Consider the following 20,348-nt stretch of genomic DNA (forward strand, 5'->3'; position numbering starts at 1 on the left):
GCCGCCCTGCAGCCCGGGAAGGTGCAGGGGAGTCGCCCCAAGGTGGCCTTAGCCAATGATTCGGCCGATCCGCGGTCCGTGGTGTTGACCGCGAGCCCGTTGCAGCGGGTGGGCGCGTTCGCGTTGGCCGCGTTCGCCCGCGCCGAGCACCCCCAAGACGTTGCAGGCGAGTCCCTCATCGCCGTCATCGATCTGATGACAAGCCATCTCCTGGAAACAGCCCACGTTGCAAAGGCCGCGGATCCCGGGGGCTTCTGGCTCGGCGCCAGCTATCTTCTCTGGCCCAACTCGAAGTTGAATCCCACGGCGCGCGGCAAGCAATCTCCCTCGGAGCGGGGGAGGCTGATCCGTGAGTGGCGCTCTCGGCCTGACCCTGCCGAGTGGCCGGGGGTGCCGTGCGCGTATTGCGGCCGTTCGGCCTGCGGCTGGTACGGCAAGGTCGATATCCCGCTGGGCGCGAGCGTCGCGCATCGCAACACCACCGCACCGGGCCATGAGGGCACACCGTTGTGCTTTCCGTGTGTAGCGAGCCTGTGGGCCTTTCCGTATGGCGCTTCGCTATCGGGTGGCCGGGCCGCGCTGATGCATTCCTGGGACGACGTTTTCCTGGCGAAAATGACCAGAGACACCGTCGATCAAACTCTGCGCCATGCGGCCGCCGGTCCTTCCCAGAAGGCAAAACCAAAACCGTACGCGCGGGAATTATGGGTGCTGCAGGCGGTGCGCGCCTACAGCCGCCGGATCACCTCCGGTGTGGAGCTGATCGTGCTGTCCAACTCCAACAAGGAGCAGTTGCTCGCCACCCAGGAGTTGAGCCAGCCGATCGCCGAATGGCTACGGTCCACCAACAAGATCCCGGAGCGCCGCACCGGATACCCCGCGCTTGTCGCGACTCAGGAGACCAAGCAGGTCCCGGGTGAAGCGTACTTGGCCAAGCGGGCGTTCACCCGTCCCGCGCAGGTCTTGGACTTCGCGATCGGTCATGTCCTCGGCCGGATCTCCGCGGCGGTTCTCATCCCTGCCGAAGCATCGGTGCTGGCCCCGCTTTTGTACTCATACTGCCGTGAGGTGCTGACCATGGACGACAAGGACGTCGAACGCATCAAGGAACTGGCGGGACGGCTCGCCGCGCTGCTGGGGCAGGACAGCCGCCCCGGGCCGTTCCGCGATTTCATCCGCGCGAACAGCAAGGGCGGCAACCTCTACGGCTGGTTCCGCTCCAAGGGCGTGGACTGGCTGCTGTTCCCGCGCCCGGACGGCACTGCGCCGGTTCTGCTGCCGGTCCAGGACTACCGGCTGCTGTTCGAGGACGAGCGGTCCTGGTCGTGGCGTCGGCTGCTGGTCTTCGCGGTGCTGGAGGCGCTGGCCGAGGCGGGTTGGGAGCCCAAGGGCTCGCAGGAGGAACTCCAAGAGATCAAGGACCTGGCCGACGCCGCCGGCAGTGGCCAGGAGGAAGGGGCGGAACAGTGACGTTCCTGGTGGGACAGCAGATTCTGGAGATCAAGGCCGGTGCGCCGAACAATGGCCGCGGTGAGGACAACCGCGGAATGGTCAAGCAGTTCGCCGTGGGCCGCGGCGAGAAGTACCCGTACGTGTCCGCGCAGGCGAGCCGCCGGTGGTTGCGGGACAGCCTGCCGGCGGGGGAGCCGACCTCGCCCGTGATCCGCAGCGGCGAGGGCAAGAAGCAGCAGGCGTACACCCGGGGCCGTCCTGACCTGTACCTGGACGATGACCTGTTCGGCTACATGATCGCGGTCAAGGCGGATGAGGCGGGCGCGAAGAAGGGCGAGTCCAAGACGTTCATGCGCGACACCGTCCTGGCGACCGGCACGCTGGTCTCGGTCGTGCCCAGTAAGCCGGTCATGGATTTCGGGACGATGAGTCGCGACTTCGAGCCCGGAACCCATCCCGTCATCCACGAGCACGAGATGTACACCGCGGACCTGGCCGGCGACCTGCTGCTGGACCTGCCGCGCATCGGCACATTCGAAACCGGCGGCAGGACCACCAAGGCGGCATTGCCTCCTCACCTGGCGGACGAGGTGATGGAAAAGGGCGGTTGTGAGGTCGTGCTGCGCGGTGTGCAGTGCGTGCGGTTGCCGATCGACGAGCGGCGCCGCCGGGCAGGGGTGTTGTTGCGGACGATGGCGATGGTCAAGGGAGGCGCCAAGCAGTCGGCTCACTACGGTGACCGCACGCCCGGCCTGGTGATCCTCGCGCCGCTCAAGGGTGGAACCAATCCGTTCACGCGGGTCGTCCGTGAGCGGGAGAAGGCGACGTACTTCGACGCGGACGTGCTCCGCGAGGAGATCGGCGCGTGGTCGGACGAACTAGACGGGCCGGTCCGGATCGGCTGGGCACCGGGATTCCTCGGCAGCCAGCGCGACCGGGCGTTCAGCGACCTCACCGACCTGCTCAAGGACGAGAAGCTGATCCTCGGGCACCCGCGGACTGTGCTGAACACTTTGGCCGACGAGATCGAGGCCAGTGACCACGACTCCTGGTTCGAGGACCCGCAGTAGCGCGACCGCGTCGATGATCGGCCCTTCGAGGGGAACCATCGCCGTCCGCCCTGCGCCGTCCGCCGCTGAGGAGCGCACTATGCCCCAGGCTCTGGAACTGACCGTCACCGCCCCCGTCGTCAGCTTCCGTAATCCGCTCTACGACGGGTTGCAGGTCGGGTTGCCCTGCCCACCGCCGTCCACCGTCGGCGGGCTGCTGGCCGCCGCTGCTGGAGGATGGGATGAGGTCCCCGAGCACACTCGCTTCGCCATGACCTTCCATGCCGCCGGCGCCGGGACCGACCTGGAGACCTATCACCCCCTTGGCAGCCCCGGCACCCCGACCAACGCCACCATCAAGGACCGCGAATTCCTGGCCCTGGTGACGCTGAAGGTATGGCTCACCGAGGACATCGCCCTGTGGGCTGCCGCGTTCCGCCGTCCTGTCTGGCCCCTGCGGCTCGGCCGCAGCCAAGATCTGGTGTCGGCCACCGCCCGCCCCGTGGAACTTGGCACCTCCCGCGGTCGTCAGGGACACGCCGTTGTCCCGTTCGACGTGCCGGACGCGGTCGGTACGGCGATGCGGCTGACGACCGTCATCTCCGACGATCGAGCCCGCTTCAAATGGGACAGCTACCGGTACGCCCCCTCGGGCGCCCGCACCGAAATCGACACGGGCATGGCCACCGAGCACGGGCAAGCCGTAGCGATGCTCCCGCCCGTTCACCCGAGCCTGTTGGCCCCCGTCGCCTGAACCTCGGAGCCGACCCTGAAGAACCTGCGCGCGAAAAGCTCCACCAAGCCGGGGGTCCCCGGCGAACTGCTGACCAGCCACCTTCTCAACACCCTCGAAGCGGTGCAGGAGATCCGTGCACGGATTGGTGACATCCCCGGCATGCCCGCCGGTTTCTGGACGTGGGCAGCCCTCGCCGCACTCCTCCATGACACGGGGAAATTGCCGGACGGCTTCCAGCGAATGATCGGCAACACCGCTGACAAGCCGGCCGCCTGGGGCGAACGACACGAAGTACTCTCCCTCGGATTCGTTCATCTCCTGCTGGAGGACCTGCCCGAGGAGGAACGCAACTGGATCGCGGCAGTAGTCGCGGGTCATCACCGCCCGTTCACCGCGGGCCTCGAACCCCCGTCCAAGCTGCCCCTGCTCACCCAATACGGCGACGATCAACCCGACGCTTTCGCCGCCAGATTCACCCCCGCCGACCAAAACCACCTCACCGGCCTCATGAGATGGTTACACGCCACCGGCCGGCGGCACGGATTACCCCTTGCCGAACGTCTGCCCACTCCGAACGTCCGGCAACTGACCGACGCCGCCCACCGGCTTTTCCAGGACGTCATGGATCGCTGGGAATGGTCACTCCCACCCGGCGACCGCAGCGGAAGAACAGTGGTCCTGCTGCTCGGCGCCGTCACCATGGCCGACCATCTCTCCTCGGCCCACTCACCGTTGGACACCGAACACCCACTGGACGGAACCTATCTCGCCCAGTTGGCGGAACGACTCGCCGCACGAGGCCACACGCTCCGTCCGCAACAACGACAGGCCGCAAGCGTCACCGGCAACCTTCTCCTGCGCTCATGGACCGGGAGCGGCAAAACCGAGGCCGTCCTCCTCTGGGCCGCGACCCAGATCGGCGACCTGTCCACCCGGAGCAACGGCAATCCGCGCGTCTTCTATCTGCTGCCCTACCTGGCCAGCATCAACGCCATGACCGGCCGCCTTGCCAAGGAACTGGACTCACCCGACGGCATCGGTGTCGCCCACTCCAAGGCGGCCTCGTACCATCTCGCCCAGTCCCTGGCCGATGGCTGCCCCGGCGACGACACCGATCCCGTGGATGCCGCGTCCAAGGCGCATTCCCGTGCGGAAGCGACCAAGAACTTCCGGGAGCTCTTGCGCGTCGGCACCCCCTACCAGCTCCTTCGCGGAGCCCTGGCCGGTCCCGTGCATTCCAGCATCCTGACCGACAGCGCCAACTCGGTCTTTATCCTGGACGAGCTGCACGCCTACGACGCTCGCCGACTCGGCATGATCCTCGCCATCATGAGCTTCTGGCGCGACCTTGGCGGACGTACAGCGGTGCTCTCGGCCACCCTGCCCACCGCCTTGGCGAACCTGGTGAACGAGGCACTCGGCGGGCAGACCATCTTGGTCGAACCGCCGCCAGAGAGCCGGGCGCCGATCCGCCACCGACTTCACATCCGCCAAGCCCATCTCACTGAGGACGCCTCTCTCAACGAGATCCGCCAACGGCTGGCCGACAACCAATCCGTCCTGGTCATCGCCAACAATGTCCGCGACGCGATCACGCTTTTTCAGACCCTGCGGCCCCACTGCGTCGAACGCCACGGCGAAGACTCCGCGTATCTGCTCCACGCGCGGTACCGACGAATGGACCGGACCGCCATAGAAGCCGCCCTCCAAGAACGCTTCGCCAGCGGGAAACCGCGTCGACCGGGCCTGCTGATCGGAACCCAGGCGCTCGAAGTCTCCCTCGACCTCGATCTCGACACCTGCCACACGTCCGCGGCGGACCTGGAAGCCCTTGTCCAGCGCTTCGGCAGGGTCAACCGGCTGGGCACCCTCGGCCCCGCTCCGGTCATCGTTCACCAGCCCGCTTACAACCGTCGGCGCGGGGGCGGAGACGCCCTGTGGGCCGACGGCGTCTACGAGGGCGAACCCACCCAGCACGGATGGAACATTCTCGCCCGCCACGACGGGAAAACCATCAACGAGCAAGTCATCACCGGATGGCTCGACGAGATCTACACCAGCCCCTGGGGTCGCACGTGGGCCCAAACGGTCGAAGATCACCGCCAGCAGTTCAAACGCGCTTTCCTGGAATTCTCCCAGCCCTTCGGCGACCGCTCCTGCCTTGCCGAAAAATTCGACGAGCAATTCGACGGAATCGAAGCGATACTCGCGGAAGACCGCGAAGACTACAAAGCCGCGCTCGAACAGGGCACGAGTAAGAGAGATGGTCGCCTCCACGCCGACCAATATCTCATCCCACTGCCAGCGTGGGGCGCCGGGCTCGGCACATACGACAAGCTGCTCAAGGTGCGAATCATCCACGCCGACTATGACGCTCAGCTGGGATTGCAAGCCATCCACCGTGACATAAAGCAGATCTACCAAGCCGGTGAAGTCATATGATCGATGCCGAGGATGTTGGCGGCGTCCACATCAAATACCTCTATCACTGCCGACGTCAGCTATGGCTGTACCTCCGCGGAATCCGTCCCGAGCACATGAGCGGCCTCGTCCAGTTCGGTGAAGCCGTACACGAAACCTCGTACACCCGCAGCGCCGCCATCGACCTGGGCGCCGCCAAACTCGACTTCATCGACGGCCAGCACTGGGTTCACGAAGTCAAGTCATCCACAAGGCCAACTCCCGCAGACCAAGCCCAAGGTCGGCACTACTGCCACCGCCTCGAACAGATCGGCATCGACGCGAAAGGCGCGATCCTGCACTACCCCAAGACCCGCCGCACCCATCGCTACCCCTACACACCCGAAGCTGCCCGCCAAGCCCAAGCTGACATCGGCGACGTCCTCACCGTCGCCGGGGCCCCAGTCTCTCCCGACCGGCTCGCTCGCTCCGCATGGCGAGGATGCAGCTTCACTGACTACTGCTGGACGGAATGACATGCCCGCCGCCGCACGGACCTACTGGCTCACCAGCCCCTGCCGAATCCGTCGCAAAGACGAGTCACTGGTCATCGAGCGCGAGTCGGCCGGCAAGGTGCACATTCCCGTCACCGACGTCCGAGACATCGTCGCCTGCGCTGAAACCGACATCAACACCTCTGTCGTTGCGCTACTGAACCGCCACCGCATCAACGTTCACCTGCTCAGCTACTACGGCGACTACGCAGGATCACTCCTCACATCCGACACGAGCACGTCCGGTGAAACCGTCCTGGCCCAAGCGCGACTCGCCGAACATCCCGAGGCGGCTCTCGAAGTCGCCCGCAGCATCGTGGACTCCGCGGCCTTCAATGTCCGCCGCGTCATCGACCGAAAGCTTCTCGCCCGCCCCTACGCCGTCCTGCAGAAGAACCTTGAATCCGCCGAGAGTTCCGCGCACCTCATGGGAATCGAGGGCACCTTTCGCCGATCAGCCTGGGACGTTCTCGACACCAAGCTCCCCGACTGGCTCCAACTCGGCGGGCGCAGCCGCCGCCCACCAAAGAACGCCGGCAACGCCTTCATCAGCTACGTCAACGGCATCGTCTACGCCCGCACGCTGACCGCCCTGCGACTGACGCCCCTCCACACCGGTATCGCCTTCCTGCACAGCAGCATGGAACGCCAGCGCCACTCCCTGGTCCTCGACCTGTCCGAGATGTTCAAGCCGCTCTTCGCTGAACGCCTGCTCTTGCGGATGGCCACACGCAACCAGATCAAGCAGCATCACTTCGACAGCGAAGCCAACCAGGCCATGCTGAGCGAGAGCGGCCGCAAACTCGTCGTCCAAACTGTCCGCGACGAACTCGCTGTCACAGTCGCCCACCGCACCCTCGGCCGTCCCGTCGCCTACGACGAACTTCTCTACCTCGACGCACTCACGCTGACCCGACGATGCCTGGAAGCCACCCCGTACAAGCCCTTCCGTATCTGGTGGTGAGAACGCACCGTGCACGTCATCGTCGTCTACGACACCGCAGCCGAACGAAATCCCCGCATCCTGCGAACGTGCCGCAAGTACTTCCACCACGTACAGCGCAGCGTCTTCGAGGGCCAGGTCAGCGCAGCCCAACTACGTCGCTTCCAGAAGGAGGTCGAAACCCTCCTGGACCTGAGCTACGACAACGTGATCGTCTACACCTTCCCGCCCGGCACAACCCCCATCCGCCACGCCTGGGGCGCCGCCGAGCCGGCACCCACCGACGTCCTGTAGCTCTCGGCCCCACTCTGCAAGGCTCAAAGTCGATCAAGAAGTTTCAGCGACACACCGGGCCCATCTGCACAACCGGAGGATCGCTGAAGATTCGGGCCGACGTCGCCAATGCAAGCCGTACACCACCTGCGGCTTTACCATGGGGTCCTCATCGCCCCTGCGAGGGTTCGCAACTTGCCCATGAACGCCTGAACCAGGCAGATCACCCCGACGTCCTCATCGCCCCTGCGAGGGTTCGCAACCTCCAGCACACCCAGCTCCGGCGACCCGAACAGGTCGTCCTCATCGCCCCTGCGAGGGTTCGCAACCTGCGGTGGCGCAGCATCCTGCGGGTCGACTCGTGGTCCTCATCGCCCCTGCGAGGGTTCGCAACGGCGACAACTGCAGCAGTTGTGGCGTGTAGTTCCGGGTCCTCATCGCCCCTGCGAGGGTTCGCAACGTCAAGGCCGAATCGGTGGAGGACGCCCCGGCCGAGGTCCTCATCGCCCCTGCGAGGGTTCGCAACGTGCCGGTGAAGGTCAGCGCGGCCCAGGAGTGGGTGTCCTCATCGCCCCTGCGAGGGTTCGCAACAAGTAGGCGATCACGCCGAAGCCGACGCTCTCGATGTCCTCATCGCCCCTGCGAGGGTTCGCAACGTGATGTCCGTGTCGGCGAGCGCGGGCTCCCACGAGTCCTCATCGCCCCTGCGAGGGTTCGCAACTCGGGGTTCATCGGTTCTCCGTGGGGGTGTCGAGCGGAAGTCCTCATCGCCCCTGCGAGGGTTCGCAACGCCCGCAGCCTCTCGGTCCCGCGCCGAAGCTGCGGGTCCTCATCGCCCCTGCGAGGGTTCGCAACCTCCAGACGTAGGCGGAGACGTTGCCGCCGCCGGTCCTCATCGCCCCTGCGAGGGTTCGCAACGCGGCCGACACCGTCAACAACGGGCTCGGGACGCTGGTCCTCATCGCCCCTGCGAGGGTTCGCAACGCCTGGAGGTAGTTGCGCTCCCGTAGCTGCCCGGTCAGGGTCCTCATCGCCCCTGCGAGGGTTCGCAACCCTGATCCTGGAGGTTCATCACCTCGCGGTTGATCCGCGTCCTCATCGCCCCTGCGAGGGTTCGCAACTGGCGTAGGTCCATGATGGACAGCGCGCCCCACAACACGGTCCTCATCGCCCCTGCGAGGGTTCGCAACAATGGGCGCGGCCCCGGCCAAAAGCCCGGTGCGGAGGTCCTCATCGCCCCTGCGAGGGTTCGCAACGCGAGCTCCACGCGAGTGCCGGGCTCGTCCCACTCAGGTCCTCATCGCCCCTGCGAGGGTTCGCAACGTGTCGATCTCGTACTGCCACCCGCAGGTGAACGTCGTCCTCATCGCCCCTGCGAGGGTTCGCAACGCGGAGGCGAGCGAGGCGGACACGCTGTTCGATCGTGGTCCTCATCGCCCCTGCGAGGGTTCGCAACCCCTTGGCCTGGTTGCAGCACCGCCCGCAGGTGGGGGTCCTCATCGCCCCTGCGAGGGTTCGCAACCTGGGGTCGAACGGGTAGGACGGCTTCGAGCCGCCGTCCTCATCGCCCCTGCGAGGGTTCGCAACTTGAACCTGGAGTGTGTCTCCCGGTAAAGATCGCCGTGTCCTCATCGCCCCTGCGAGGGTTCGCAACCCGGCGCCGTGCGCACCATTTCCGACCCGCCCGACGAGGTCCTCATCGCCCCTGCGAGGGTTCGCAACATCACGTCCGGGTCCTTCCGCGTGATCCGCACCGGCCGTCCTCATCGCCCCTGCGAGGGTTCGCAACCCGATGGAGTCCATCGCGGACGCCTCGTGCGCCGGGTGTCCTCATCGCCCCTGCGAGGGTTCGCAACAGCATCGCCACGATCCCCTCCGGCGCGACGACCGGGTCCTCATCGCCCCTGCGAGGGTTCGCAACGTGTTGTAGTGCAGCCAGTCACCGTCATGGACGAACACGTCCTCATCGCCCCTGCGAGGGTTCGCAACTTCGCGAGCTCTGGCCTGGCGCCGCACGCGCGCCGGTCCTCATCGCCCCTGCGAGGGTTCGCAACACCTCGACAAGGGCGTCATCACGGCCGTCCTGGACGCGTCCTCATCGCCCCTGCGAGGGTTCGCAACTTGATCAACTTCGGGTACCACCAGCAGGGCGCCTGTCCTTATCGCCCCTGCGAGGGTTCGCAACGCGAAGGCCGACGCCAAGCCCCCCGCGAGCGAGCCGTCCTCATCGCTCCTGCGAGGGTTCGCAACGTAAACTGCCCGCGCAAATCGTGGAGACCCGGTTTCCCGTCCGCATCGCCCCTGCGGGAGGGGTCGCAACCTGGCTCACGACTCTCATGCTCGTGACAGGATCGCCCAGGTGCGACATCACCGTCCGCATCGGCATCGGCCAGGCACGCCTGACCGATGCCGATAGCTTCTGCGCGTTGTCGTCCGCTACGACGTGTTGCCTGACAATCGCATAACCGCCTGCTCCGCTGAGAGCAAGGGGATTGGCTGGCTGGGTAGTGGGCGTGGGCCGGCTTCTTCGATCACGTGCGTGGGGCCGTAGGGCCAGAGGCCGGACATGAGCGCGATGAGGCTGTTGGCTGGCCAGCGCTGGAGGGTCTCGTGGACGACGTCGGCGTCCGGCCCTGGGGTGGCGAACCAGACGACCGCCGGGCTACCGCTGGACGGATCGTTCGTTGCGCGGATCATCGTGGTCATATCGGCCTCATTTTCGAGGTGCTCGATGGCGTCCTCCAGGCTCTCCGTGACCTGCAGGCGTGGCCTGCTGCTCTCGATGACGGTCTCGGCCGAAAGGGGCGAGAGGAGACGGTCCAGGTCCACCCTGGTTGTGATGACCTGCGCGACTCCGGCCTTGCCTGTGAGTGCTTCGGTGAGCATGGTGCGAAGGAGCGGATTGGCGCCGGGGCCGATGAAGCCCGCTCCGTGAGGGTGTCCGAAGGCTTGGGCGAGTAGTTCCGTCGTCGTGCCTGCGTCGCGGCCAGCGGTGCACGTTTGCTGGGGCGACGGTTCGCCGAGGGGGCCGGGGATGAGGAGGTCGCGAAGCCGGGTTCGGATCGTTCGCAGGGCGGGTCTGACTGTGCAGCGGCTGTCCTTGCTTGTTGGGAGGGCGATGCGTGGGCGGCGGGCTTGAGTGGCGCCGCGGGTGATCAGGCGGTCGCACGCCTTGCAGGTCCGCGCGGAGGTGCTCGTCATCGTGACTCCTGGTCGATCGGTGTCGCTTGCGAGCCCGATGAAACCGGGGGACGGCCCGTCATGAGGATGAGCGAAACCCGCGCTGGGCAGAAGTGATCAACCTTGGATGGCCGTCGATCGGACGTCCAGGAGGCCGAAGAGGCGCTGGTTCAGCAGCTCGCGGCCAGGTCTGAGGACGTTGATCACTTCTGCTCATTGACGTGGAACACTCACCGGCCGGTCATGTAACTGTTCCAGCTCGCATCGCTACTCTCTGTGTCTGGAGGTGGTGGAATGGTCGTTGGTGCCGAGCAAGCGGCCAAGCGGCTGCTGACGGACATCGTTCCTGACGAGTTGCTGATCGCATATACCCAGTTACTGGCCCACGGCGGGTGTCTCCAGGACGACGCAGCGGATCTCTTGGGTGGCATCGACCAGGTTGAGGCGCTGATCAATGCGGGGATGGCACATGTCCAGTCGTCTGGTCCGGCGCTGCCGCCGCGGCTGACTCCCGTCCCGCCGGACCTGGCCTTGCAGGGCACACTCGCCGACCTTACGCGCCGCCTGGTGGCCGATCAGGAACGGCTGTTGGCGGGGCAGCGGCGGCTGGCGGAGACGCACCCTTGGGCGAGTTCGGCGATGGACGAATCGAGTGACCGGCTCGTGCGCATCATCACCGATCGGGAGGAAATCGGCAACGTGTCGCGGGCTCTGATCACGGCCGCGCGGCACGACTGGATGACGATGGACAACGGGTACGTCGAGCGTCCAATGGACGAACTTACGGCCGTCCCGCCCCCGCCGTCCTTCGAGGGCCATGTCAGATGCCGTGCCCTGTACGAGACGAGTTGCGCCGAGCATCCCGTCGGAGCCAAGACGATCGAGATCGCCGTCGAGGCCGGTGAAGAGGCACGGCTGCTGCCGAAGATCGGCATGAAGATGAAGCTCGCGGACGAGGCGATCGCCATGCTGCCGCTGACCCCGACCGGGATGTCGGGTGCCCTGCTGCTGCGCTCGTCGGTCATCGTCGCGGCGCTGCGCGAGTACTTCGAGTTGCTGTGGGAGCGTGCGATTCCCTTCGGCGCGTCGAGTCCCGAGAGCCCGTTGACTCCTTTGCAGCGCCAGATCCTGAGCATGCTCGTCGAGGGACTGCCCGAGTCGAGCATCGCCAAGCGGGCCGGAGTGAGCCTTTCCACGGTGCGCCGGCACTCGGCCACCATCAGAGACAAGCTCGGCTTCAGCCATCACCACTTCGCCGCCGGGGCCGCCGCCGTGCGCCGCGGCTGGATCCCTTGATCCCTGAACCCCCAGAGAGGCGTGTATGCCCGAGTATCGGGACTTTGTTCCCCGGCAAGGTTTCCAGCCCACCCTCGCACTGTCCCCGGACGCGGCCATGGTGGCGTACTCAAGCAACGCCGCCGGCGGACGATTCGACCTGTGGGTCGTCCCCGTCGCGGGCGGCGAACCGCGACAGTTGACCGAGCTTGCGAATCAGGCCGTCCGGCAGGCCGCGTGGGTACCGGACGGCAAGAGCCTGGTCTTCACCGCCGATCGCGAGGGCGACGAGCAGTACCGCCTTTACCGGATCGGCCTGGAGGACCAGGAGCCAACCGACATCAGCACAGGCCCCGACTGCCAACGAATCTTGGCCTCCTCGCCCTTCGATGCCGGCGGACGCTACCTGACCTACGCCGCCAACGACCGCGATGCGACCGTCCAGGACATCCTTGTCCGGGATCTGACCGACGACTCCGAGCGGCGCTTCGTCCCGCCGCCCGGCGTGGTGTTCGAACCAGCGGGCATCTCCCCGGACGGCCGATGGCTGCTGACGGCCGGGTTCCGCTCCAACATGCACGTCGCGGCCTATCTGATCGACCTGCGCGACACCACTGCCGAACCGCAATGCGTCACCGCGGCACACGGAGACGGCCTCTTCGAGCCGGGCCCCTGGATGCCCGACTCCTCCGGCTTCTACCTGCGCACCAACCTGTGGGGCGAGTTCATCGCCATCGCGCGCTACCGCCTGGACGACGGCACCCTGGAACCGGTCTCGCGCCATGACTGGGACGTCGAAGGCATCGAGGCGGCCGAGGACACACTCGTCTGGTCGGTCAACGTGGACGGACGCTCCACCCTCCACACGCGCCAAGGCGACGCCGTCCAACCGCTTCCCGACATCCCGCCAGGCGTCATCAACGCATTGACGCTCGCACCTGGCGCCGACCCGATCGTCCTGCTCCTCGACACGGCCACACGGCCCACCGAGATCGCCGTCCTCGACACCACAAGCGGCTTCCGGTACCTCACCGACGCCCGCCCACCCGCGCTGCACGTGATCAACCCCGTCGAGCCCCAACCGGTCGTCTATCCGGCATCCGCCGGACGCAGCGTCCACGCACTGCTTTACCGGCCGCACACACCCGGCCCGCACCCGGTGCTGCTGTCGATCCACGGTGGACCCGAGGCCCAAGAACGTCCCACCTACTCGCGTTCAGGGCTCTACCAGCACCTCCTCGACCGAGGCATCGCCATCTTCGCGCCCAACATCGCCGGGTCGACCGGTTACGGGGCCACGCACCAGAAACTCATCTATCGAAACTGGGGCGGCTACGACCTGGACGATCTCGACCACGCCACCCGCTACCTGCGGTCCGCTTCCGACCTGGACGGCGACCGCATCGCCGTCATGGGCGGCTCGTACGGCGGCTTCGCCGCGCTGTCCTGCCTGGCCCGTCTCCCTTACCCGTGGGCGGCCGGCGTTTCCCTGTGCGGCCCGACGAACCTGGTGACCCTGGCACGCTCCTGCCCACCCACCTGGAAACACTTCGTCTCAGTCGTCCTCGGCGACCCGGACACCGACGCCGACTACCTCACCCAACGCTCCCCGATCACCTACGCCGACGCCATCACCGCGCCGCTGTTCGTCCTGCAAGGTGCGCGCGACCCCAGAGTTCCGCGGGCCGAGTCCGACCAGCTCGTCGCTCGTCTACGCGACCGGGGTGTGGACGTCCGCTACGAAGTCTTCGAAGACGAAGGACACGGGTTCACCAACCGAAAGAACGAACTTCGCGCCTACGAGGAAATCGCACAATTCCTTCGCGGCCATCTGCTCACAGCCAGCTCGTGAAGCAAGAGCTTCGGCCAGGTTCCGGAAAGAGACACGAAAGCCCGCGCAACTCTCAGGGGGTCGGACACTAGCTTTCGACGGTGTTCAGATTCCTGTCACCGCTGAGCCCGCTCAAAGATCCCGAGACCGCTCCCTTGTTCATCGCTCGCTTGGTCTCCAGCGCGGGCGCCGGCTTCGGACAGCTTGCTCTGGCCTGGGGCGTGATGCAGCTCGGATACGGCGCTGGCGGCCTCGCGATCGTTCTGGCGTGCAACTCGGTCCCCGCCCTGCTCATCATCGTCACCGGCGTCGCCGGGGACCGGTTCCAGCGACACCGCGTGCTGATCATCGCCGAACTCGCCACCAGCATCGCCTGGCTGGTGTTCGCCGTCTGCTTCTGGACGGAAAAGGCCACGCTGCCGCTGCTATGCGCCCTGGCCACGCTGTCAGGAATAGGCACGGCGATGTTCCTACCGACGATCCGCGGCATCGTCGCCGACCTTCTCTCGGAGAACGGACGGCGCGCAGGAAACGCACTCATCAAGCAAACCGACTCGATCGGGCTGCTGATCGGCCTTTCCTCCTCAGGGATGGTCGTCAGCACGGTCGGCCCCGGCTGGGCCGCCTCGACCCGAGGCGTCCTCTGCGCCGTCGGCGCGCTCGTCCTTTGCCGCCTGCGGACACCGAGCTGGCGAAGCGCCAACCCCAACTTCCTGCGGGAACTGCGCGCGGGATGGCGCGAGTTCACCTCGCACCGCTGGGTCTGGATCATGACGCTGCAGTACACGGCGGTGATCGTCGCCATGATCTGCTACACCGACATCGCCGGTCCCATCTACATGAACGACGGCCACGGCGGCGCGCGAGCCTGGGGGATCGTCACTGCATGCGAGTACATCGGCGCGTTGGCCGGCGCGCTCATCGGCAGCCGATGGAAACCCGCTCGCCCCGTCTTGATCGCCGCCGCACTCCCTGCTGCGGGAGCAATCCCCATGTTCCTCATGGGCGTCCAGGCACCGTGGGCGGTGCTGGCGGCGGCGGCGCTCATCCCAGGCGTCGGTGCGGCGCTCTACTACGTCCTCTGGACGACCGCGCTGCAGAACACCTTCGCCCCCGAAGTCCTGGTGCGCGTGAACAGCTGGAACATCATCGCCAGTTACGTCCTGATGCCGGTCACCGTCCTGACCGCCGGCCCCCTGGTCAAGGGTATCGGCGCAGAGGCCACCGTCCTCGCTGCAGCCGCACTCACTGTCGTCGCCGTAGCGTGCTCACTGCTCATTCTCCGCTCCACGCCCGCAGCACCGGCCGTCACACGCAAGACCGTAAGAAAAGGACCTGATGCTTACGTCATTGGGCAGGCAGTTCAGCTGCAGAGTGCCTCGGCGAGGCGTTTGGGAGCGGATAGCCGCCAGGCTTCGGTGACCAGTTCGGCCACTTCCTCTGGATCGACGGTGGCCAGCTTGACCTCTACCCAAGCGAGGAGTCCGCTGGCCCAAGACGGGGAGTAGGTGGTCGGCTCCTCGGCGATGAGGGCGGCCTGTTCCTCCTGGGGGGCCTTGGGCAGGACGACGTCTTCGTCGTTGAGGTAGCAGAACCCCTTGTCGCGAAGCCGAAAGCCGGACAGGTCGGAGAACGCTTCGCGCTCAGTGACCTCCGGCAGGTTGAGCACCAGTTCCAGGAACTCCCCAGCGCGCATGCCTGAAGCTGTACCAGCCGGGCCGGGCGGTTCATCCCATCTCGGGGATGGATCGCAGGAGCGCCGCCAGCTCTCGGTCTGGGCTGACGTGCCGGGCGTAGAGCGGGCTGCAGGGCGTGGTCGCCAGCCGTAGCGAGAGTTCCAGCAGATCTGGTGCCGGGTTGCCGGCGCGGTAGGCGTTCGCGAGGTGGGTGAACTCGTTCATCACGCCGACGACGCTGCGGTTGGCGGTCTTGGCCAGGCAGTGTTCCCTCATCTGCTCCAGTTCCCTGTTGATCACACCCTCTAGGGCGCCGTGCGCGGTGAGGACCGACGCGAGTTCCCCGGGGAACCGGTTCAGCAGAGTCGCGGCGGGGGCGAGCGGCATCAGTACCGGCAGCAGGGTGAGTTCGTTGACGAACAGTGCGACCTGGGGCCTCCAGAACAGCGCTGTGGCGTACCACTGGCCGAGCAGGGTGGTGGACTCCGCGTCCGGTTCGGCGTTGGGTGGCCCGACGCGGTCGAGCAGCTTCTTGGTCGCGCGCACGAGGAGCATCTGATCCAGTCTGGCCCCTCATGTCCTGCAGAGACAACGAGCCGAGTTGCTCAGCCGATGCTTACGGGAAGGACTCAGGTCGTGACACGCTGTTGATGAAGCTCGCGATGGTTGCTTGTAGTTGACAGGATGAGGTCGCGGAGCTGGGAAGTTCCGGCTTCGCCGACAGTGCCGTCCACAGAAAGGGAGTGCCGCCTTGATCCGAATCCTTCCGACGCTGGAGAGCACCCCACGTGAACGATCCCGAACGCCGTACCGACGAGGACATCGAGCGGGTCGCCGGCCAACTGCATGAGCATGTCCGGACCCTCAACCATCTGACGCAAGGACCGCCAGGGCTGTCCGAGCCGGCCGCCGCCTACACGGTCCTGGGGAACCTGGCACAAACCGCCTTCCGCCTGGCGCAGACGGCCGAGCAGATCGACGCGTTCCTCACGCGCGAACTCGACGCCGGCAGGCTCGGGCATGACCGCGGTGACGACCCCGTGCCCGCCGTGACGGCGGCGCACAACGCGCTCGGCCAGGTGACCGAGCAGGCGGCCGACCTCGGTGACAGCTTCCGACGAGCGACAAGCGCACTCGCCCCCATCCACGCCGTGGACGAGGGCGATAAGCCGTCGCAGGACCGGCACGCAGTGGTCAAGCTGGTAGACGAGAAGAACGCCCAGGTGCGCCCTGCGAATGAGGACTTCCCCAGAACGATCGGTGAGGTTCTCCCGCCTTCGAACTCCGCCGAGGACGTCCCACCGGAGCTTCGCTCACCGCCGCAGGTACCGCATCCGCGTCGCGGCCGGTAGGCCGATGTCGTGCCGTGCGGTTTTAGCCGCGAGTGTCATTGCAGCGGAATGCCGGGCTCGTCCATGTTCCACGTGGTGGGCAGGGCGTTTCCGCATACCGCACAGACGAAGTGGTCGTCTTTGACGATGTTGCGTTGGCGGCATCGTCGGCAGCGCCGGAACACGATCGGGTGGGTGAACTCAGCGGGGTGGTCGATGCCGGCCCGGTCGAGGGCGGCGGCGACGGCCGGCCAAGAGGAGGGATCGGGGCAGTAGCCGGTCGACTGGTTGCTGATCTCAGTGACCGCCCAGGTGCCGAGATCCTCAGCGAAGGTGATCTCACCAGCGCCGAGCACTGGATCGCGGCCCGCGCAGGCGACGTGCTCGCTGCGTTGCGGGGCCAGGCGCAATGTTCCGGCCAGGTCGATGACGTAGGTGAACGGTTCCTCTGGGGGTTGTGCGGTCTGTCGGGTCAGCCAGGTGGCGAGGTCGCTGTGCGAGGTGATCGCGTACCCGCGATGGCCCTGCTCCACCTGGTCGAAGATGTCGGCGGGGCCGACGTAGTTGTACTCGCGCGGGCCGAGGAGGTGCAGGGCGGCGGCGAAGGCGGAGAAGGTTGGTGCGACGGTGCGCCATGCGCAGCGTCGGCGGTCAGTGACGAAGTCGCTGGCGACCACGCTTGGGTCGGAGGTGCTGGTGCGATAGTCCAGAGCGATCGCGAGGTCATCACCTGCATGTCGGTTGACCGCGATGAGGACGGCGAGCTCGACATCGAGCCAGGGCAGTTCGACAGGGGCGGTGGCAGTGCTGCCGCGGGTCAGCCGGAACAGTTCGGAGGTGATCTCGTCAGCCGCCAGAAAGTGCAGCAGTGACCGTGACTCTCCGCGTATCTCGTCGTAGTCCGAGAGGAAGTCCAGCGGGTCTTCGAACCACGGCATGACCTCGTGCAGAACGCCGTCACCGGGATGCCGCCATTGCCCCGTCTCCAGCAACTGCACGAGGAGGGTCGGCAGCACCAGCCCGCGGATGCGTATGGGTTTCCCGCTGTGCTCGGTGTCCGTAGCTCGGCTCACACGACCGAGCCTGTCACGTTCGAACGCTCTCGTCAGGGCACCGGTGGGCCGTCCGCCGGGTGCTCGTCTGGCGTGGGGCAAGTAATGGCGGAAGTGACACTTACAGGCTTCGGACCGGGCGCGGTCCGAAGGGAATTGGGAAGGCCCACCAGCCTGAACGGGGGTAAAGGTGGCGCTTGGTGGTCACGAAGGTCCGCGGCTTGGGGGCCGACGGGAGAACGGTGCTGGCGCAGGACATCGGCGAGGTCAGGGGCATCGTCGGCGGCGAGTGCGCGGGCAGCGGCGAGGTGTTGGGGTGCGGATCCCTTTGAGTGAGGAGGAGTACGCCGTGGTCCGGGCGGCGGCCGAGCGGGTCGGCATGGCGGTGAGCGCTTATGCCGGCGAAGTCACTGTCGCGGTAGCCATGCAGGCTGATCCGCCGCGCTGGTCGCCGCTGACGGAGTTGCTGGGTGAGGTGATGCATGCTGCTGGACAGGCTCGTCGTATCGGAATCAATCTCAATCAGGCCGTCGCCGCCCTGCATTCAGCGGGCCAGTCCACACGTGCTTTGGAACAGTACGCGCGGGTCGCGGCGGCCTCGACGCAGAACATCGATGCGGTCGCCGAAGAGATCAGGAGAGCGTTGCGTCGGTCCACCGGGCCGAGGACTCGACAATAGGGCGAGGCCGACGATGGCCCGCACTCGGCTGATTTCGGGCGGAGCTACGAAGTTCCGGCCGTCATGATTGTGATTCGTCGGGTGTGGCGCGGTAGGGCTGCGTGATCGCCAAGGTCATGCGAGGTGAGCGCGTACCGGGCCTGATCCGCTACCTGTACGGGCCAGGGCGGCGCAACGAGCATCAGGATCCGCATATCGTCGCAGGCTTCGATTCTCCGGAAGCGCTCGAACCCCTCATAGGGAAGGACGGGAAGCGGGACTTCCGGCGTCTGGACGCTCTGATGCGACAGCCGCTGGATCTGCTGGGTGAACGCAACCATCCCAAGCCGGTTTGGCATGTGGCCGTCCGGGCGCATCCGGACGACCCGGTGCTCAACGATCGTCAATGGGCGGACGTCGCCAACGAGATCATGGACCGGACAGGGCTTGCTCCGTCCGGCGACGACGAAGCCGTCCGCTGGTTCGCCGTCCGCCATGCCGACGACCACATCCACATCGTCGCCACCCTGGCCCGCCAGAACGGGACCCGGCCCAGCGTGTGGAACGACGGCTACCGACTGCGCGCCGCCTGCCGGGCGGTCGAGGACCGTTACCGGCTGCGGCGGACGGCCCCGGCGGACCGGACGGCGGCGCGGCGGCCCAAGCGCGCCGAGATCGAGAAGTCCGAACGCGTCGGCCGGCCGGAACCGGCGCGCAGCGCGCTGCGGCGGCATGTGGTCACCGCGGCCGCCGGGGCTCGGACGGAAGCCGAGTTCTTCGCCGCTCTGGCGGCTGAAGGGGTCCTGGTCCATAAGCGTCGCAATGAACGCGACGGCGGTGCGGTCACGGGTTACGCCGTCGCACTTCCTGAGGACGTGGGGCCGTCCGGGAGGCCCGTGTGGTTCGGCGGTGGGAAGCTGGCCGACGATCTCACGCTGCCCAGACTCCGTCGCCGATGGGCATCGGACGGGGTTGATCGTCCGGCGTCTCGTCCGCTGTCTGGACGGCATCTGTCGGCGCGGACGGCGCGCGGCGTGTTGCGGACGACCGTCCGCCGCGCGGCGGACGAAGCCCGGACGACCCACGAGTTCCTCGATCTGCTTGAGCAGCACGGGCTGCTGGTGCGGCGGCGCTACAGCCAACTCGATCCCGATCAGATCACCGGCTATGCCGTCGCGCTGGCCGATAGTGAAGAGCCGACCTGGTACAGCGGAGGGAGGCTTGCCGACGACCTCACTTTGCAGCGCCTTCAGCGACGATGGGAGAGCTCTGGGTCGGACGCCTACGGCGATCTTTCCGTCCCGCTGTACGACCTCACGCACGAAGAACGGCAGGCGTTCTACGACGACGCAGCGCGGGCTGCCGCTTACGCCACGTCCCAGATCCGGCGGCATCTGGCCACCAACCCCTATGCCGCCGAGGACGCCTGCTGGGCCGCGTCGGACGCCCTGCACGTGGCCGCCAAAGCCACCGGCAATCCTCATCTACGCCGTGCCGCCGACAGCTACGACCGGGCCGCGCGCTCGCCCTACAGCCGGACTCCTCGTCCCAGCTCAGAAGGCAACGCATTGCGTACCGCGGCCCGGCTGCTGACCCTCGCCGGGACTCATGACCGCACCACCGTCTCCATCCTCGTGCTGGTCAGCCGCTTCATAGCCCTTGTGGACACCATCGCCCAGATTCGCCTGCTACAACAACGTCAGGCGCAGGCCGACGCGGCACGTCGAGCGAAACAGCACCTCGACCACGCAGCGGCCGGTCACCACGGCACGCTCCTGGCCGACCGCGTCGTCCAGCCCACGCAGGCACAGCTGGCCATGGCCGGGTTCCCCAACCCGTGGGCCCCCGCGCCACAGGGCAGGCAGGCGAGCGCAGCACCGGGCATGCCGCCACGGCAGCCGAACCGGCGGCGAAGGCCGTGACCCACCGGTAATTGCT

17 protein-coding genes, 1 pseudogene and 1 CRISPR repeat array are annotated in these 20,348 nt (G+C 66.8%); of the genes and pseudogenes, 14 read left to right on the plus strand and 4 right to left on the minus strand.

Annotated elements, in window-relative coordinates:
- Positions 1–42 precede the first annotated feature (42 nt).
- From IEZ03_RS14215 to cas2, 7 genes are all read left to right on the plus strand, one after another.
- Complete coding sequence (locus IEZ03_RS14215) at positions 43–1,470, plus strand: hypothetical protein (protein WP_184878724.1); 1,428 nt, start codon at positions 43–45, stop codon at positions 1,468–1,470.
- Positions 1,467–2,522 carry a type I-B CRISPR-associated protein Cas7/Cst2/DevR gene (gene cas7i, locus IEZ03_RS14220; protein ID WP_184878726.1) on the plus strand — a complete coding sequence of 352 codons (1,056 nt, stop codon included), beginning with the start codon at positions 1,467–1,469 and terminating at the stop codon, positions 2,520–2,522. Before IEZ03_RS14215 ends, cas7i begins: the two co-directional genes overlap by 4 nt.
- Before the next feature lie 79 nt (positions 2,523–2,601).
- Positions 2,602–3,255 carry a CRISPR-associated protein Cas5 gene (gene cas5, locus IEZ03_RS14225; protein ID WP_184878728.1) on the plus strand — a complete coding sequence of 218 codons (654 nt, stop codon included), beginning with the start codon at positions 2,602–2,604 and terminating at the stop codon, positions 3,253–3,255.
- Positions 3,256–3,324: 69 nt separating this feature from the next.
- Positions 3,325–5,679: a CRISPR-associated helicase Cas3' gene (gene cas3, locus IEZ03_RS14230; protein WP_246487642.1), complete on the plus strand. Its 2,355-nt coding sequence runs from the start codon at positions 3,325–3,327 to the stop codon at positions 5,677–5,679.
- Positions 5,676–6,173 (plus strand): CRISPR-associated protein Cas4, encoded by a 498-nt coding sequence (locus IEZ03_RS14235; protein WP_221480496.1) that lies wholly within the window; start codon positions 5,676–5,678, stop codon positions 6,171–6,173. Before cas3 ends, IEZ03_RS14235 begins: the two co-directional genes overlap by 4 nt.
- 1 nt (position 6,174) lies before the next feature.
- Positions 6,175–7,155, plus strand: a complete 981-nt coding sequence (gene cas1, locus IEZ03_RS14240; protein ID WP_184878733.1) for a CRISPR-associated endonuclease Cas1 — start codon at positions 6,175–6,177, stop codon at positions 7,153–7,155.
- Positions 7,156–7,164: 9 nt separating this feature from the next.
- A complete protein-coding gene (gene cas2, locus IEZ03_RS14245) occupies positions 7,165–7,428 on the plus strand; it encodes a CRISPR-associated endonuclease Cas2 (protein ID WP_184878736.1) in 264 nt (87 codons plus the stop codon).
- Between the two features lie 144 nt (positions 7,429–7,572).
- Positions 7,573–9,657: a CRISPR direct-repeat array (repeat unit 30 nt; unit sequence GTCCTCATCGCCCCTGCGAGGGTTCGCAAC).
- A 186-nt stretch (positions 9,658–9,843) separates the two neighbouring features.
- Here the strand turns inward: cas2 and IEZ03_RS14250 are convergent.
- The gene (locus IEZ03_RS14250) at positions 9,844–10,608 is read right to left on the minus strand and encodes a hypothetical protein (protein ID WP_184878738.1); all 765 of its coding nucleotides are present in this window, start codon (positions 10,606–10,608) and stop codon (positions 9,844–9,846) included.
- 273 nt (positions 10,609–10,881) lie between these two features.
- Between IEZ03_RS14250 and IEZ03_RS14255 the strand changes: the two genes are divergently transcribed.
- The 3 genes from IEZ03_RS14255 (at position 10,882) to IEZ03_RS37895 (ending at position 15,201) form a co-directional block, all read left to right on the plus strand.
- Positions 10,882–11,883: a helix-turn-helix transcriptional regulator gene (locus IEZ03_RS14255; protein ID WP_184878740.1), complete on the plus strand. Its 1,002-nt coding sequence runs from the start codon at positions 10,882–10,884 to the stop codon at positions 11,881–11,883.
- A gap of 25 nt (positions 11,884–11,908) precedes the next feature.
- Positions 11,909–13,714 carry a S9 family peptidase gene (locus IEZ03_RS14260; protein ID WP_189241196.1) on the plus strand — a complete coding sequence of 602 codons (1,806 nt, stop codon included), beginning with the start codon at positions 11,909–11,911 and terminating at the stop codon, positions 13,712–13,714.
- Between the two features lie 80 nt (positions 13,715–13,794).
- On the plus strand, positions 13,795–15,201 hold the full coding sequence (locus IEZ03_RS37895; protein WP_221480497.1) for an MFS transporter: 1,407 nt from the start codon (positions 13,795–13,797) through the stop codon (positions 15,199–15,201).
- On the opposite strand, the pseudogene IEZ03_RS38830 reads toward IEZ03_RS37895, so the two are convergent.
- Together IEZ03_RS38830 and IEZ03_RS14270 are read right to left on the minus strand one after the other, a co-directional pair.
- A pseudogene (locus IEZ03_RS38830) lies at positions 15,156–15,389 on the minus strand (MmcQ/YjbR family DNA-binding protein); the annotation flags it as partial. The gene IEZ03_RS37895 and the pseudogene IEZ03_RS38830 sit on opposite strands and share 46 nt — an antisense overlap.
- Positions 15,390–15,420: 31 nt before the next feature.
- Positions 15,421–15,924 (minus strand): DUF6933 domain-containing protein, encoded by a 504-nt coding sequence (locus IEZ03_RS14270; RefSeq protein WP_184878745.1) that lies wholly within the window; start codon positions 15,922–15,924, stop codon positions 15,421–15,423.
- A 233-nt stretch (positions 15,925–16,157) separates the two neighbouring features.
- Between IEZ03_RS14270 and IEZ03_RS14275 the strand changes: the two genes are divergently transcribed.
- The gene (locus tag IEZ03_RS14275; RefSeq protein ID WP_184878747.1) at positions 16,158–16,721 is read left to right on the plus strand and encodes a hypothetical protein; all 564 of its coding nucleotides are present in this window, start codon (positions 16,158–16,160) and stop codon (positions 16,719–16,721) included.
- 35 nt (positions 16,722–16,756) lie between these two features.
- Here the strand turns inward: IEZ03_RS14275 and IEZ03_RS37900 are convergent, their stop codons facing one another.
- Complete coding sequence (locus IEZ03_RS37900; RefSeq protein ID WP_221480498.1) at positions 16,757–17,773, minus strand: hypothetical protein; 1,017 nt, start codon at positions 17,771–17,773, stop codon at positions 16,757–16,759.
- A gap of 179 nt (positions 17,774–17,952) precedes the next feature.
- Between IEZ03_RS37900 and IEZ03_RS38560 the strand changes: the two genes are divergently transcribed.
- The 3 genes from IEZ03_RS38560 (at position 17,953) to IEZ03_RS14295 (ending at position 20,332) form a co-directional block, all read left to right on the plus strand.
- Positions 17,953–18,084 carry a hypothetical protein gene (locus IEZ03_RS38560; protein ID WP_268248541.1) on the plus strand — a complete coding sequence of 44 codons (132 nt, stop codon included), beginning with the start codon at positions 17,953–17,955 and terminating at the stop codon, positions 18,082–18,084.
- The gene (locus tag IEZ03_RS14290; RefSeq protein ID WP_184878749.1) at positions 18,081–18,431 is read left to right on the plus strand and encodes a hypothetical protein; all 351 of its coding nucleotides are present in this window, start codon (positions 18,081–18,083) and stop codon (positions 18,429–18,431) included. Before IEZ03_RS38560 ends, IEZ03_RS14290 begins: the two co-directional genes overlap by 4 nt.
- Positions 18,432–18,532: 101 nt before the next feature.
- Positions 18,533–20,332: a relaxase/mobilization nuclease domain-containing protein gene (locus tag IEZ03_RS14295; protein ID WP_184878752.1), complete on the plus strand. Its 1,800-nt coding sequence runs from the start codon at positions 18,533–18,535 to the stop codon at positions 20,330–20,332.
- Positions 20,333–20,348: the final 16 nt, after the last annotated feature.

Origin of the sequence: Actinomadura livida (genome assembly GCF_014648675.1) — a bacterium.
GTDB classification, from domain to species: Bacteria; Actinomycetota; Actinomycetes; order Streptosporangiales; family Streptosporangiaceae; genus Spirillospora; species Spirillospora livida.

Bases quoted from the DNA above. Each gene is read 5' to 3' on its own strand.
- cas5 (WP_184878728.1), top strand. From the start codon at position 2,602: ATGCCCCAGGCTCTGGAACTGACCGTCACCGCCCCCGTCGTCAGCTTC.
- IEZ03_RS14270 (WP_184878745.1), bottom strand. From the start codon at position 15,924: ATGCTCCTCGTGCGCGCGACCAAGAAGCTGCTCGACCGCGTCGGGCCA.
- IEZ03_RS14255 (WP_184878740.1), top strand. From the start codon at position 10,882: ATGGTCGTTGGTGCCGAGCAAGCGGCCAAGCGGCTGCTGACGGACATC.
- IEZ03_RS14250 (WP_184878738.1), bottom strand. From the start codon at position 10,608: ATGACGAGCACCTCCGCGCGGACCTGCAAGGCGTGCGACCGCCTGATC.
- IEZ03_RS14260 (WP_189241196.1), top strand. From the start codon at position 11,909: ATGCCCGAGTATCGGGACTTTGTTCCCCGGCAAGGTTTCCAGCCCACC.
- cas1 (WP_184878733.1), top strand. From the start codon at position 6,175: ATGCCCGCCGCCGCACGGACCTACTGGCTCACCAGCCCCTGCCGAATC.
- IEZ03_RS14235 (WP_221480496.1), top strand. From the start codon at position 5,676: ATGATCGATGCCGAGGATGTTGGCGGCGTCCACATCAAATACCTCTAT.